Here is a 13,591-nt window from a genome sequence, read left to right on the forward strand (position 1 = left end):
GCGCGGGGTTCAGCGGGCCGCGGCGGTCCGGCTAACCTCGTCCGCCGACTCCTGGCCGAGCGCCACCCGCACCAGCGCCGACGCGAGCCGCCCGAAGTCGGCCCCGCCGACCAGGCCGGCCAGGCCGCCCGGGTTGGCCGGCAGGCCCAGTCGCCGCGCCCCGGCGAGCGTCCGGCGGTCGGCATACGGGCGTACGTCCGGCCAGACCGCCTGCACCTCGCGCAGGAAGATGTCCGCCCCGGTGGGGCCGATGCCGGGGAACTCGGTCAGCAGCCGGCGCAGCGCCGTCCGGTCGCCGTCTGCCTCCCGGTGCATCCGGCGCAGGTCCCCGTGCCACCGGTCCAGGCAGAGCCGCGCGCCGGTGCCCAACATGGTGGCGGTGCGCTCGTCGAAGCGCCGGTAGTGGCCGCGACCGAGCGCGTCGACCCGGTCCTGCCAGCTCGCCGCCTCCATCGCCTGCGGCGTGCGGTAGCCGGCGGTGAAGAGCTCCCGGGCCGCCGCGAGCGCCACCCCGGCCCGGATCCGGGTGCTCAGCAGGGTGGTGAGCACGAGCAGCTGGTAGAGCGGCCCGGGCCGGTCGGTGAGGCTGATCCCCGCCTCCTCGGCGTACGTGCGGCCCTGCCGGTCCAGCAGGGCCCGCGCCACGTTCCGATCGTTCGCCATCCCGTCGGGGTACCCGCCGTGGACCGGGCCAGACGCCGGCCGGGCCCGGAATGCGCTCGGCGGGGGCGGGTACCCCGACGAGGTGCGCGGCCCCACGCCGCGTGCTCCACCGGGAGGGGGAGACCCGTGGTCAATCCGCAGCAGGAGGAGTTCCGCCGCAACAACCGGGGCGGCACCAGTCAGGACAGCAAGGTGCCTGGTGTCGCCGGGAATCCGCGCAATCGCGGCACGTCCAACGCCGACGTCGGGCGACCGGTCCCGAAGGGGCAGGTATCGCCGTACGGTCCGGCCGGCGAGCCGGTGGCCGACGACGAGAGCGGCCGGCGGGATCGCTAACGACCCCGCCGTGACGGCGGCCGCAGCCTCCGCCAGGTGGCTGCGGCCGCCATTCCGTATGCCATGTGCGGCACGATGTCCGACAGCCAGTCGACGGGCCGCCACGTCCGTAGATCGCTGACGCCCAGCACGGCGAGCGACCCGTCGGAGGTCGCCATCACCCCGCCGCCGAGCAGCCCCGCGGCCACGGGCAGCGGGATCCGCCGTCGGGCTGCCAACACGCCGAAGGCGGCGCCGGCGGCGATCCCGGTGGCGTAACCGATGACGGCCCCGATGCCAGACCGCCGGTTGGCCGCCTTCTTCTCCGGCCCCAGGTTGACGTGTGCCTCGTCGGCCAGCCGCCCGGCGGTCTCCTCCGGCGTGCTGCTCACCGGGCGGGCCCGGGTCGCGATGTCCAGGTAGGTGACGATGTTCAACGCGGCGGTGCCGACGGCGCCGGCGATGGCGCCGTCGACGACGGGCGCGGCCCTCACTTCGGGTCGCCCGGTTCGCGCTCGCCCTTGGGGCCGAACGTGCGATCGCCCCGCACGACGCCCCGCTGGCCGCGATCCTCCTGCAGGATCCGGTTCGCGACCTGGTTCGCCTCCTGGTCGGCTGCCCGCCCGGAATTCTCGATCAGATCGCGCAGCCGTGCCCGTTCCTTGTCGTACGCGTTACTGCCCGGCCGTGGTCCTGGCATTACCGCCTCCTCCGGTCGCTGTGCTCTCCGCAGGCGTCTACCCGCCCGGGGCGGCGGCAACCGTTCAGGTGGGTGAGCGGACCACGGCAACCGGACAGTCGGCGTGGTGCAGCACCCCCTGGCTCACCGATCCCAGCAGCAGCCCGGTCAGCCCGCTCCGGCCGTGCGCGCCGACGACCACCAGTTGGGCGGTGCGGGCGGCCTCGGTCAGCACGGCGGCCGCTCGCCCGTGCACTACCTCCCGGGTCAGCGGCACCTGGGGGTGGCGGTCGGACAGCCCGGTGAGCGACTCGGCCAGGATCCGGTCCTCCTCGTCGCGCAGCATGCTCTCCTCGTAGACCAGCGGCAGCATGTCGCCGGGGCCGCTGGACGTGGGGTGGGTGTAGGCGTGCACGGCGTGCAGCCGGGCGCCGCGCACCGCCGCCTCCTCGGCGGCGAACTCGATCGCGGCCTGGGACAGCGCTGAGCCGTCCACCCCGACCACCACCGGGCCGACGGACCGCTGGGTGCCGCGGGCCACCAGCACCGGGCAGTCGGCGTGCGCGGCGACCTGGATGGCCACCGAGCCGACCACCAGGGCGGCGAAACCGCCGAGGCCCCGGTCGCCGAGCACGATCATCGTGGCGGTGGGGGACTCGCCGAGCAGCACGGCGGCCGCCTCCCCGTCGATGATCTCTCCGGAGACGCGCAGCCCGGGCGCGGCCGTCTCAGCCTCGGCGACCGCCGCGGAGACCAGCTCCTCGGCCTGTTTCCGCAGGCCGGCGCCGGGTGGTGCCCCGGGCGGCGGTGACCCGGCCACGCGCAGCAGCGGCCAGATGAAGCCGTGCACCACACGCAGCGGCCGGTGGCGTCGGGCGGCTTCGGCTGCCGCGAGGCGTACGGCCCGCAGGGCCGGCTCCGAGCCGTCCACTCCGACCACCACGGCCGCGCCGTTCGCCGAGTTCACCGCGTCACCTCCTGGCCGCCGACGCCCGCGGCCAGTATCGCGGCCGGCGGGGTGTCGCCGGGGCGATACCGCCGGAGCCGGACCGTGGGTACGCTGTCGCCCACCGCCCGAGGAAGGGAGCCTCGTCGATGGCCGAGCCCGACCAGCCGAGCACCGCCCGCATGATCGACTTTTGGCTCGGCGGCGAGCACCACTTCCCGGTGGACGTGGCCGCGGCCCGCGCGTTCGAGGGAGCGTACGGGCCCTGTGCGGCGATCTTCCGCTCGCTGCGGGACTTCCTCGGCCGGGCGGTCCGGTCGATTGCCGACGAAGGGGTGGACGGCTTCCTGGTCTTCGGCGCGGGCGTGCCGACCCGGGGCAACGTGCACGAGGTGGTCCCGGACGCCACCGTGCTCTACACCGACGTCGATCCGGTGACCATCCGGCTCGGCCAGCGCCTGCTCGCCGGCAGCGACCGCGCCGGGTACGGCTTCGGCGACGCCACCGACATCGGCACGATCGACCCGGCCCAGCTGCACCGCTTCGTGCCAGGGTGGGGGAGGAGACCGGTCGGCGTGGTCTTCCTTGGGCTGGCCGCCTTTCTCGACGACGCCACCCTCGGACGCACTCTCGACGAGCTGTACGGGGCGGTGGCGCCGGGCAGCTTCCTGGCGATCGACTTCGACAGCGACGAGCTGGCCGCGTACCCGGAGGCGTTGGCGATGATGGGGCCGGCGTTCCGGATGCGTCCGCCTGCGGCGTTCGCGCCGCTGCTGGGTCGTTGGCAGCCCACCGTGGACGGTGTCGTGCCGGTCGCCGGGTGGCGCCCGGAGGGTGTGCCCGAGCCCGAGCCGGTGCCGGAGGCATTCTACGGCGCCGTGGCGACCAAGCCCGCCGCCTGAGGGCCCCCGCGTCCGCCATCGCCACTCGCCGGACCCCCAGCCAGTATCCTAGGATGCCTTAGACGTGGTGTCACCCGACACGGAGAAACCAGACGAAACAGCCACGAAAAGTAGGGCGCGGGGCAGGCCGGGCCGGCCCGATATAGTGGCAGCGCAACTGGCCGGTCCATGATCGACGCGATCGTGGACCGCCTCGGGGAGGTCCCAGCCCGGGATCGCAAAGGGCGCCGGCACTGACCGGCCGGCAACGCGCACGTCCTCCAGCGGCCGATCGCGGTCGGCCGCCTGACCGTGCTGCGAAGGGAGGGTTCGGTGTCGCGTCGGCCGGCTCCGGCGGAGCATCCGGCTCCGAGCGGTTCGACAGCGGTCGTGGGGGATCGTGTCCTCACCCTGCCGAACATGATCAGTTTCGTCCGGCTCGCCGGCGTACCGCTCTTCCTCTACCTCTTCCTCGTCGTCCGGGCGGACGTGGCGGCGATCGTCGTGCTGGCGATCGGTGGCACCAGCGACTGGGTGGACGGCTGGCTCGCCCGCCGGCTGCACCAGGTCAGCCGCCTGGGTGAGCTGCTCGATCCACTCGCCGACCGGCTCTACATCCTGGCGACGCTGCTGGCGTTCACCGCGCGCGAGGTGGTGCCGTGGCAGTTCACCGCGGCGCTGCTGGCCCGCGAGCTGCTGCTGCTCGGCTCGCTCGGGGTGCTACGCCGTTACGGTTACGGGCCGCCGCCGGTGCACTACGTCGGCAAGACGGCCACGTTCCTGCTGCTGGCCGCGTTCCCGATCCTGCTGCTGGCCACCGCATCGCCGGCCATCGCCACGGCGGCCGGGGCGATCGGCTGGGGGCTGGCCTGGTGGGGCCTGGTGCTCTACTGGGTGGCTGGGGCGATGTACGTGGTGCAGGCCAGCCGGCTGGTCCGGGCGATGCGGGAGCGGCGGGCGGGAGCGGCGGCGTGACCGCGGCACCGGAGGGCCGTCGGGACCCGTCGTCGCGGGTGTACGCGCCGGACTTCCTCACCGAGTTGTTCCACAAACCCCTCGAGCCGGGGTACGTGGCTGCGGCGGAGCGGCGGAAGCAGGCGCCACCGTCGCGGTGGCGGCGCCTGCTGGCCCGTCCGGTCAGCCTGCTGGTGCTGGTGACGATCGGGTTCCTGTTCGCGGTGGCGTACCGGGTGACGGCCGCGGAGGAGCCGAGCCGGGCGAAGGCGCGAGCCGGGTTGATCGCCGACATCAAGCAGCGGGAGGCGGAGACGGACCGGTTGACGGACCGCGCGGACCAGTTGCGCGAGGAGGTCGGCCGGGAGCGGGACGCGGCGCTGAGCGGTTCGCAGGCGTCCCGGCTGCGGAAGCTGGAGGCCGGCACGGGCCTGGGCCGGGTGCGTGGTGACGGTGTGGTGGTGCGGCTGGCCGACGCTCCGCGGGACAAGAACGCGGTGACGGGCGCGGATGCCGGTCCCTCCCAGGTGTTGTACTCGGACCTGCAGAAGGTGGCGAACGATCTGTGGGCGGCGGGCGCGGAGGCGATCGCGATCAACGGGCAGCGGTTGACGGCGACGACCACGATCCGTCAGGCCGGTGAGGCGATCCTGGTGGATTACCGGCCGGTGACGAGCCCGTACGAGGTGACGGCGATCGGCCCGGGGTCGATGCGGGACCGGTTCGAGGAGAGCCGGTCGGCGGCTCTGATGCGTGAGGTGGCGCGAGCCACGGGGTTGTCGTTCGGGGTGAAGAAGGCGGGGGACCTGACCCTGCCGGCGGCCCCGCAGCCGCGGCTACGCTACGCCGAGCCCCCGGTGAGTCCGAGCCCGTCGCTGTCGGGTTCGGGGGCCGCCGGTTCTTCCAGTCCCGGGCCGTCCCGCTCGGGGACGTCTCCCAGCCCCTCCGGAGGTGGTCGATGATCGCGGTGCTGGCGTTGCTCGTCGGTGTGGTGCTCGGGGTGTATTTGGACCCCACGGTGCCTGCAGCATTGCAGCCGTACCTGCCGATCGCGGTGGTGGCGGCGCTCGACGCGGTGTTCGGCGGGGTTCGGGCGAAGCTGGACAAGATCTTCGACGACAAGCAGTTCGTCGTGTCGTTCATCTCGAACGTGCTGGTAGCGGCTCTGATCGTGTATCTGGGTGACCAGCTGGGGGCGGGCGGCCAGCTGTCCACCGCTGTGGTGGTCGTGCTCGGGGTGCGCATCTTCGGAAATGTGGCGGCGATCCGCCGACACCTGTTCCGGGCGTAGGTTTGGGGCGATGAGCGAGGAGCACAGGGAGACGGGTACCGGTTGGCCGGAGCCGGCGGAGCCGGTGCGGCCCTCGGGTCCGGCGGGTGAGCCGGATCCGCGGCCGGAGGCGCCCGATCCGGATGAGTTGAGCCCGTTGGCGCCGGCCGAGCGGGAGGTGGACGCGCCGCCGGTGGGTGAGCCGGAAGGCGATGCGCCGGGCGGGTCGGCGGCGTCGCGGCCGGCGTCGCGGCGCTTGACGTCGGCGGGCGCGATGATCGCGGTGTTGTTGGCGTTGCTGGGGTTCACCCTGGTGGTGCAGTTGAAGACGACGTCGACGGATCCGACGCTGGCGGCGACGCGCGAGGAGGACCTGGTCCGGATCTCGTCGGATCTGGATTCGCGGGAGCGGCGGCTGCGGCAGGACATCGCGGCGCTGGAGGAGAGTCAGCGGCAGTTGCGCTCGGGTGAGCAGGGCCGGCAGGCGGCGTTGGAGGAGGCGACGCGGCGGGCGGACGAGCTGGGCATCCTGGCGGGTACGTTGCCTGCGGTGGGGCCGGGGTTGTCGGTGCGGTTCGAGAGTGGCGGCAAGGCGATCTCGTCGACGCGGATCCTGGACGCGGTGCAGGAGTTGCGGGGGGCGGGCGCGGAGGCGATGCAGATCGTCGGGGCGGACGGCTCGGCGGTGCGGATCATCGCGTCAACGTATTTCGTGGATGCGCAGGGCGGTGGCCTGGTGGTGGACGGGCGGCGGTTGACCGGTCCGTACACGATTCTGGTGATCGGTGATTCGGCGACGATGCGTACGGCGTTGAACATCCCCGGCGGGGTGGTCGCAGCGGTGGCGGATGACGGCGGTAACGTGATCGTCGAGGATCGTGGGGCTGTGGAGGTTTCGCAGCTGCACGCGCCGATCAAGCTGGAACACGCCCGGCCGGTTTCCTGACCGGCCGCGGCCGCGCCGGTTCCCCCGGTGCACCGATGGATGAAGGATGCAGCTGGTGATTCCTGAGGATCTGCGGTACACCGCCGAGCACGAGTGGGTGGCGGGTGGGGACGGTGGCGCCGTCCGGATCGGTATCACGCACTTCGCGCAGGACGCGCTGGGTGACATCGTGTTCGTCCAGTTGCCGGACGAGGGCGCGGTGGTGGCTGCGGGCGAGTCGTTGGGTGAGATCGAGTCGACCAAGAGTGTGTCGGAGATCTACGCGCCGCTGAGTGGCACGGTGGCGGCGCGCAACGAGGCGTTGGCCGACACCCCTGAGGTGATCAACACGGATCCGTACGGTGCGGGGTGGTTGGTGGAGATCACTCCGGATGATCCGGCGGCGGTCGAGGGTTTGTTGACCGCTGGTGCGTACCGCGAGCTCACTGAGAGCTGAGTGTGTCGTTCCGGGCGGCGGGCTTGTCTCCGCGCGTCCGGTTGCCCTGCATTTCGGCGCTGGCTAGGCTCGCCCAGTCGACCGAAAACCCCGATAGTTGAGCGTTGTGGAATGCGCCTTCCCGGGCACGGGGAGCCAGCCGCCGGGTGTGTGACTGCCCGGCGGCCAGACCCGCCATTACCCTGACGCCGACCGAACAGATCCGTGAGGTGGTCCCATGACGCGCCCAGACGACGAGTTCCCCCCACTCGACGTCACTTCGACGCTCAATCTCGGTTCGCTCGACGAAGTGCTGGAGGGGCCGGACACCGATGTGGTGCCGGGCCGGATGTCCGGTTCGTTGCCGCCGGGGATGGCTCTGCTGGTGGTTCGGCGGGGTCCGAACGCGGGTGCCCGGTTCCTGTTGGACCACGATGTGACGACCAGCGGCCGGCACCCGGACAGTGACATTTTCCTCGATGACGTGACGGTTTCGCGGCGGCACGCCGAGTTCCATCGGGATGCTGGCACGTTCACGGTGCGGGACGTGGGCAGCTTGAATGGCACGTACGTGAATCGGGAGCGGGTCGAGGCTGCCACGTTGAGCAATGGTGACGAGGTGCAGATCGGTAAGTTCCGGGTGGTGTTCATCGCCGGTCCGCGTCCGGAGGAGGCCGGCCGGGGGTGAACGAGCCTGCGGCTTCGACGCCGCCCGGGGCGGCGCGTCCCACCGCGCTGATGAGCATCGGTGAGGTGTTGGCGCAGCTGCGGGTGGAGTTCCCGGACGTCACCATCTCGAAGTTGCGGTTTCTGGAGGCCGAGGGCCTGGTGGAGCCGCAGCGGACGCCGGCGGGGTATCGGAAGTACAGCTGGGACGATGTGGCGCGGTTGCGGTTCGTGTTGACCGCGCAGCGGGACCAGTATCTGCCGTTGCGGGTGATCCGTGATCAGTTGGCGGATTGGGACGGGTCGGGTGGGGTGCCGGGTCGGCAGCGGCCGACGTTGGTGGCGGTCGGTCCCGGTGGTGAGGTGCCGGGTCGGGAGGGGGCGGAGCCGGCTGAGTCGGCCGAGGTGCGGCTGGGGCGGGCGGATCTGCTGTCGCGGAGTGGCCTCGACGAGTCGACGTTGGTCGAGTTGGAGCGGCTCGGTGTGCTGGTGTCGGATCCGCCGGGTTGGTACGACGCGGATGCGTTGATCATCGCGCGGGCGGTGGCGGGGTTGGCTGCGTACGGGTTGGAGCCGCGGCACCTGCGGGGGTATCGGACGGCGGCGGATCGGGAGGTCGGTCTGTTCGCGCAGTTGGTGGCTCCGTTGGCGCGGCAGAGCGATCCGGCGGCGCCGGCTCGGGCGGCGGAGACGGCGCGGGAGCTGGTGGCGTTGTCGCAGCAGTTGCACGCGGCGTTGGTGCGGGTGGGGCTGCGGTCGACGTTGGGTCGGTGAGGGTGTGGGGCCGGGTGCCGTGTGGTGCCCGGCTTCGGCCGCTGGTGGGTTCGGAAAGTTCTGCCTTCGGAAGCGTGTCGTAGGCTTGCCGGGGTAACCCTTCCTGACGAGGCGTGGTGCAAATAGCGCATGAGGCTCTCGTGTCGCGGTCCGTGTACCGTGCAGGGAAGGGCGGTGCGTAGGCGACGACGACACGGAGGCGGCGGTGCGCGAGCTGAGCGTGGTCGGAGTTCGGGTGGAGCTGCCCAGCAACCAGCCGATCGTCCTGCTGCGGGAGGTCGAGGGGGACCGCTATCTGCCGATCTGGATCGGCGCGGTCGAGGCGACGGCGATCGCCTATGAGCAGCAGGGCGTCAAGCCGGCACGGCCGTTGACGCATGATCTGCTGCGGGATGTGCTGACTGCGTTGCAGGCGCCGTTGCGGGCGGTGGAGATCACCGAGCTGAAGGAGAACGTCTTCTACGCCGATCTGTTGATCGGTGACGGCGTGCGGGTGTCGGCGCGGCCGAGCGATTCCATTGCGTTGGCGTTGCGGGTGGGGGCTCCGATTCGTTGTGCCGAGCAGGTCCTCAGTGAGGCGGGGATCGTGATCCCGGACGAGCAGGAGGACGAAGTGGAGAAGTTCCGGGAGTTCCTGGAGCAGGTGCGGCCGGAGGACTTCGCGGGGTGAATGGCCGCCGACTGGGCAGGTCGGCGTGGAGCGACGGCGGTCGTCACGGTGGGGTGACCGTTGGCTGCGGTGGGTGATCTTCCGAGTTGGTGCGCGGCGTGTCGCGGTGCTTCCTGCGTGGTAACTCCCGAGGGCGGCTATAGGGTTGCGGTGTCGAGGGGTGCACGTACGGGGAGATTAGGGCGTGGCACCGCACGGGCGGGGAGGTTGTCCGGATGCACGAGCCGCAGGATCCTGGTCCGGGTATGGAGCAGCAGGCGGGTGTGGTGGGGCCTGAGCCGGACGGTGACGGTGAGGTCGGCTACCGGGGTGTGACGGCGTGCCACGCGGTGGGTATCAGTTACCGGCAGTTGGACTACTGGGCCCGGACGGGTCTGGTGGTGCCGAGCGTGCGGGACGCTTCGGGGTCGGGGACGTCCCGGCTGTATTCCTTCCGTGACCTCGTGGTGTTGAAGGTCGTGAAGCGGCTGTTGGACGCCGGGGTGTCGTTGCAGAACATCCGGAAGGCGATCGAGGCGCTGCGGTCGCGTGGGGTGGAGGACCTGGCGGGCATCACGTTGATCTCCGATGGGACGACGGTGTACGAGTGCCGGTCGCCGGAGGAGGTGGTCGACCTGTTGCAGGGCGGCCAGGGGGTGTTCGGCATCGCGATCGGTGGTGCGTTCAAGGAGATCCAGGGGTCGTTGTCGCATCTGCCGGCGGAGTCGGTGGGTGGTCCGCCGGTGGTGGATTCGTCGGATTCGCCGGAGTCGCCGGAGTCGGTGGGTGACGAGTTGGCGGCGCGGCGGGCGCGGCGTCGGGCGGGCTGAGCCGGCGAGGGCACCTGCGGATCGCGCTGTGGCTGGGGCCCGGCGCGATCTTGCTTTTGGTGACGCAGCGTGCCGTGCGGCGGGGCGGTTGCGTCCGGTGGGCGGGACTGCGTTCGGGGTGGGCCGGGGCGGGTTGCAGGTGGCGTTTCCGCTGGTCAGCGGTGGTGAACTGGGGCTGGGCGGCCGGGCGCTGGGTCCCTTCCATTGTGGATGGGCGCTACGTTGGGCTGCCCGCCGCCGATGACAGATTGTTGAGGTTTTCGGCGCGCCGCCGGGGGCGATTCTTGTGGACGATGAAGGTGCCGGCCGGTCGGCTGTTGTCACGAACCTGATAGGCCGGGCGTGACCCTGCCCAGTTGGCGCGCTATCGTCCCACACGGTCGTGCTGGCAATCACGTCACGCCAGTTCCTCGCCAGCCGACCGGCTGCCCCTCCGCGCCGATCGGCGTGGCCCTGCAACCTGGAAGGAACGACCGTGACAGTTACTGAAGAGACCGCGCCCTCCCACTACGAGCGCATCGGTGGCGCCAGCTCGGTCAAGGCGGCGGTGGCGCTGTTCTACGACAAGGTCCTCGCCGACCCGGAGCTGGCCGGTTACTTCGCCGATCTGAACATGCCGGAGCAGCGGCGGCACCTGGCGCTGATGCTGACCGTGGTGCTCGGCGGGCCGAACGAGTACGACGGTCGTGACCTGGCCGAGGCGCACAAGCCGTTGAACATCCCGGTGGCGCACTACGTCAAGGTGGGTGCGCACCTGACCGCGACGCTGGTGGAGCTGCGTGTGCCGGCGGACACCATCGGTTACGTGGAGGTCGTCCTGGAGAAGGTGCAGGACCAGGTGGTGGCCCCGCGGAGCGGGACGGGCGTCTGAGTGTGGACGCGGAACGGCTGAAGCAGAGCTGGTCCCAGGTCGCCGCGCACGGCGAGCAGGTGCCGTTCTATTTCTATTCGATGTTGTTCCTGGCCCATCCCGAGGTCCGGCAGATGTTCCCCACGAACATGGCCGGGCAGCGGGATCGGCTGGTGACCGCGTTGGGGCACATCGTGTCCAACGTGGACCAGGTCGACGGCCTGGTCGGGTTCCTGCAGGATCTGGGTGTCGACCATCGCAAGTTCGCGGTGCGCGAGGAGCACTATCCGGCGGTCGGGGAGGCGCTGGTGGCGACGCTGCAGCATTTCCTCGGCGAGGCGTGGACGGACGACCTGGCCCAGGACTGGACGGCCGCGTACGGGTTGGTCTCGCAGGTGATGATCGACGCCGCGCAGGCGGCCGAGACGAAGGCCCCGCCGTGGTGGGTGGCCGAGATCCTCGGTCACGAGCGGCGCACGTTCGACCTGTCGGTGTTGACGCTGCGCCCGCAGTACCTGCTGCCGTTCACGCCGGGCCAGTCGATCGGGGTGTCCCACCCGTCGGTGCGGGCGTGGCGGTACTACTCGCCGGCGAACGCGCCACGCGGGGACGGCACGCTGGAGCTGCACGTGCGGGCGGCGCCGGGTGGCACCGTGTCGCCGCGTCTGGTGTACGGGTGCACGGTGGGTGACCAGATCTACCTGTCGGCGCCGGTGGGTGACCGGTTGACGCTGTGGCCGGCCGGGTCGGCCGATCTGCTGCTGTTGGCCAGCGGTACCGGCTGGGCACCGTTGAAGTCGCTGGTGGAGCAGGTCGGGGCGGAGGGTTCCCGCCGCCGGGTCGACCTGTACGTGGGGGCCCGTTCGCGCAACGAGTTCTACGACAACGATGCCATCGACAAGTTCGCGGCGTCGTACCCGTGGTTGAACGTCACCTACGTGGTGGGGGCGGACTTCCAGCAGCCCGGGGCGTTCGCGCACGTGGTGGACCAGGCGTTGGCCGACGAGGATTTCCGGTCCCGGCATGTCTACATCTGCGGTTCCGACGAGATGGTCAGCCATTCGGTGGCCAGGTTGACCGAGTCGGGTTATCACGCCGCTCAGATGCACCACGAGGGTTTCGGCAAGCACTGGTACGGGCCGATGTGGCGGACGTCGACCGCCCCTGACGATTCCAGAGGTGTTCGGTGAGTGCGAGTAGTGTGCTTGCGAGCCCCGCAGTCGCGAGCGAAAGGGGGGTCCGGTGAGCGCGACCCCGATCAGCAGGTACGACGGCGGTGAGGTCTCCAGCGTGCAGGTTCGGATGACCTCGGATCGGGTGCGCCGGTGGGAGTTCGACGCGGCGTCGTTCGCCCGCCGTGGCTATGACCCGACGGAAGTCGACCGGTTCCGGATGCAGGTGGCCGACGAGCTGGATCTGCTGGCGACGCAGGTGGCGGATCTGCGGGCCGAGAACGAGCGGCTCAACGACCATCTGGAGCTGCACCGGCACGGGGTGATTCCGAGTACCGGGGCGAAGCTGCCCGCGGCGAAGGAGATCAACCTGCTGTCGGCGGCGCAGCGGGAGGCCGAGCAGATCATCGCCCAGGCACACGACTACGCCCAGCGGGTGGCCGAGTACGCCCGGGCGCAGTACGAGAGCTACATGCGGGCGGCGGTGGAGGAGGCGAGGCAGGAGGCCGAGCGGGTGGTGGAGGAGTACCGCACCAGCGCCGGCGTGAAGTTCGACGACTCCGTGGCCGCCCGGGAGGCGTTGCGGATCTTTGGCGACATGATGATCTCGCACATGCAGGCGGCGGCCCGGCACTTGGACGACGGCAGTGAGCAGCTGTCGCGGACGATGCAGCGGATCGCCGCGGAGGTCGGCGGCATGACGGTGGGCGTCAGCCCTGCGGCCGTGAACGGCGGCAGGGCGCCGGCGGTGGATGGTGGTCGGGTACGGGTCGCCGTGGCGCCCCGCCACCAGCGCTGACCCGGTTCGGCCCGCCGGTCCCTGGTGACTGGCGGGCCGACTTCGTCGTGGCCCCCCCAGCCCGCTGGCCGGGGACGGTCAGCGGGCGGCGGCGCGGATCGCGTCGGCGATCGGCGTCTCCCCGCCGACCAGTTCCAGGGTCAGACCGGCGGTGGCCGGCTCGTAGAGGAGCGCGAGCAGGACCCGGGCCACGTCGGCGCGGGTGACCTCGCCGGGGTCGACGTGTCGGGCGAGGCTGATCCGCCCGACGGGCTGGTCGTCGGTGAGCCGCCCGGGACGCAGCACGGTCACCTCGAGGTCCTGGCCGATGACCTCAACCTCGGCGGCCTTCTTCGCCCGCAGGTACGCCGCCCACACCTCGTCGCTGTCGGGCTTGGGCGGGGCGTCCACGCCCATCGAGGAGACCAGCAGGTAGCGGCGGACGCCGGCGCGCTGGGCGGCGTCGGCGAGCAGCACGGCGGCGGCCCGGTCGACGGTGTCTTTACGGGCGGCGCCGCTGCCCGGCCCGGCGCCGGCGGCGAACACCACCGCGTCCGCGCCGGCCACGTGGGCGGCGACGGTGTCGACGTCGGTGTGTTCCAGGTCGGCCACGACCGGTTCGGCGCCGGCGGCGTGCAGCGCGGCGGCGTGCTCGGGGTTGCGGATCAGCCCCACGGCGGTGTCGCCGCGTCCGGCGAGTTCCCGCTCCAACAGTTTGGCGATCTTGCCGTGGCCTCCGGCGATGACGACTCGCATGCCCTCAACGTAGCCGCCGGGCGGGCCGCCCGGCGGGCGAGCGCGTG

General features: G+C 71.6%; 19 protein-coding genes. 14 read left to right on the forward strand and 5 right to left on the reverse strand.

Annotated features, from left to right (window positions below; translation table 11 throughout):
- Positions 1–9 precede the first annotated feature (9 nt).
- Positions 10–663: a hypothetical protein gene (locus ACNAW0_RS21360; RefSeq protein WP_416289716.1), complete on the reverse strand. Its 654-nt coding sequence runs from the start codon at positions 661–663 to the stop codon at positions 10–12.
- A gap of 126 nt (positions 664–789) precedes the next feature.
- Here ACNAW0_RS21360 and ACNAW0_RS21365 point away from each other — a divergent pair, with 126 nt between their 5' ends.
- Entirely contained in the window at positions 790–999 is a 210-nt protein-coding gene (locus ACNAW0_RS21365) for a hypothetical protein (RefSeq protein ID WP_416289717.1), read from the forward strand.
- Here the strand turns inward: ACNAW0_RS21365 and ACNAW0_RS21370 are convergent.
- The 3 genes from ACNAW0_RS21370 to ACNAW0_RS21380 all read right to left on the reverse strand — a co-directional run bounded on the left by ACNAW0_RS21370 (position 996) and on the right by ACNAW0_RS21380 (position 2,624).
- Positions 996–1,472, reverse strand: a complete 477-nt coding sequence (locus ACNAW0_RS21370; protein WP_416289718.1) for a hypothetical protein — start codon at positions 1,470–1,472, stop codon at positions 996–998. The genes ACNAW0_RS21365 and ACNAW0_RS21370 overlap by 4 nt on opposite strands.
- Positions 1,469–1,678, reverse strand: a complete 210-nt coding sequence (locus ACNAW0_RS21375) for a phosphatidylethanolamine-binding protein (protein WP_416289719.1) — start codon at positions 1,676–1,678, stop codon at positions 1,469–1,471. The genes ACNAW0_RS21370 and ACNAW0_RS21375 overlap by 4 nt, the downstream gene beginning before the upstream one ends.
- 64 nt (positions 1,679–1,742) lie before the next feature.
- Complete coding sequence (locus ACNAW0_RS21380) at positions 1,743–2,624, reverse strand: universal stress protein (RefSeq protein WP_416289720.1); 882 nt, start codon at positions 2,622–2,624, stop codon at positions 1,743–1,745.
- 128 nt (positions 2,625–2,752) lie between these two features.
- Between ACNAW0_RS21380 and ACNAW0_RS21385 the strand changes: the two genes are divergently transcribed.
- From ACNAW0_RS21385 to ACNAW0_RS21445, 13 genes are all read left to right on the forward strand, one after another.
- Positions 2,753–3,505, forward strand: a complete 753-nt coding sequence (locus ACNAW0_RS21385; protein ID WP_416289721.1) for an SAM-dependent methyltransferase — start codon at positions 2,753–2,755, stop codon at positions 3,503–3,505.
- 312 nt (positions 3,506–3,817) lie between these two features.
- Entirely contained in the window at positions 3,818–4,459 is a 642-nt protein-coding gene (locus ACNAW0_RS21390) for a CDP-alcohol phosphatidyltransferase family protein (RefSeq protein ID WP_416289722.1), read from the forward strand.
- The gene (locus ACNAW0_RS21395; RefSeq protein WP_416289723.1) at positions 4,456–5,400 is read left to right on the forward strand and encodes a DUF881 domain-containing protein; all 945 of its coding nucleotides are present in this window, start codon (positions 4,456–4,458) and stop codon (positions 5,398–5,400) included. Before ACNAW0_RS21390 ends, ACNAW0_RS21395 begins: the two co-directional genes overlap by 4 nt.
- Positions 5,397–5,729, forward strand: coding sequence for a small basic family protein (locus ACNAW0_RS21400; protein WP_416289724.1), 333 nt, complete (start codon positions 5,397–5,399; stop codon positions 5,727–5,729). Before ACNAW0_RS21395 ends, ACNAW0_RS21400 begins: the two co-directional genes overlap by 4 nt.
- A gap of 10 nt (positions 5,730–5,739) precedes the next feature.
- Complete coding sequence (locus ACNAW0_RS21405) at positions 5,740–6,654, forward strand: DUF881 domain-containing protein (protein ID WP_416289725.1); 915 nt, start codon at positions 5,740–5,742, stop codon at positions 6,652–6,654.
- 55 nt (positions 6,655–6,709) lie between these two features.
- Complete coding sequence (gcvH, locus tag ACNAW0_RS21410; protein WP_262284244.1) at positions 6,710–7,090, forward strand: glycine cleavage system protein GcvH; 381 nt, start codon at positions 6,710–6,712, stop codon at positions 7,088–7,090.
- 217 nt (positions 7,091–7,307) lie between these two features.
- Positions 7,308–7,757, forward strand: coding sequence for an FHA domain-containing protein (locus tag ACNAW0_RS21415; protein WP_416289726.1), 450 nt, complete (start codon positions 7,308–7,310; stop codon positions 7,755–7,757).
- A 50-nt stretch (positions 7,758–7,807) separates the two neighbouring features.
- Positions 7,808–8,509 carry a MerR family transcriptional regulator gene (locus ACNAW0_RS21420; protein WP_416289753.1) on the forward strand — a complete coding sequence of 234 codons (702 nt, stop codon included), beginning with the start codon at positions 7,808–7,810 and terminating at the stop codon, positions 8,507–8,509.
- Between the two features lie 205 nt (positions 8,510–8,714).
- Complete coding sequence (locus tag ACNAW0_RS21425; protein ID WP_416289727.1) at positions 8,715–9,179, forward strand: bifunctional nuclease family protein; 465 nt, start codon at positions 8,715–8,717, stop codon at positions 9,177–9,179.
- A 215-nt stretch (positions 9,180–9,394) separates the two neighbouring features.
- Positions 9,395–9,988 carry a MerR family transcriptional regulator gene (locus ACNAW0_RS21430; protein WP_416289728.1) on the forward strand — a complete coding sequence of 198 codons (594 nt, stop codon included), beginning with the start codon at positions 9,395–9,397 and terminating at the stop codon, positions 9,986–9,988.
- 475 nt (positions 9,989–10,463) lie between these two features.
- Entirely contained in the window at positions 10,464–10,859 is a 396-nt protein-coding gene (locus ACNAW0_RS21435; protein ID WP_416289729.1) for a group I truncated hemoglobin, read from the forward strand.
- 2 nt (positions 10,860–10,861) lie between these two features.
- A complete protein-coding gene (locus ACNAW0_RS21440; RefSeq protein WP_416289730.1) occupies positions 10,862–12,028 on the forward strand; it encodes a globin domain-containing protein in 1,167 nt (388 codons plus the stop codon).
- 52 nt (positions 12,029–12,080) lie between these two features.
- On the forward strand, positions 12,081–12,809 hold the full coding sequence (locus ACNAW0_RS21445) for a DivIVA domain-containing protein (RefSeq protein WP_416289731.1): 729 nt from the start codon (positions 12,081–12,083) through the stop codon (positions 12,807–12,809).
- A gap of 78 nt (positions 12,810–12,887) precedes the next feature.
- On the opposite strand, the gene ACNAW0_RS21450 is transcribed toward ACNAW0_RS21445, so the two are convergent.
- A complete protein-coding gene (locus ACNAW0_RS21450; protein WP_416289732.1) occupies positions 12,888–13,544 on the reverse strand; it encodes an NAD(P)H-binding protein in 657 nt (218 codons plus the stop codon).
- Positions 13,545–13,591: the final 47 nt, after the last annotated feature.

This window comes from Micromonospora sp. SL1-18, assembly GCF_047921505.1.
In the GTDB taxonomy this organism is placed as follows: domain Bacteria; phylum Actinomycetota; class Actinomycetes; order Mycobacteriales; family Micromonosporaceae; genus Micromonospora.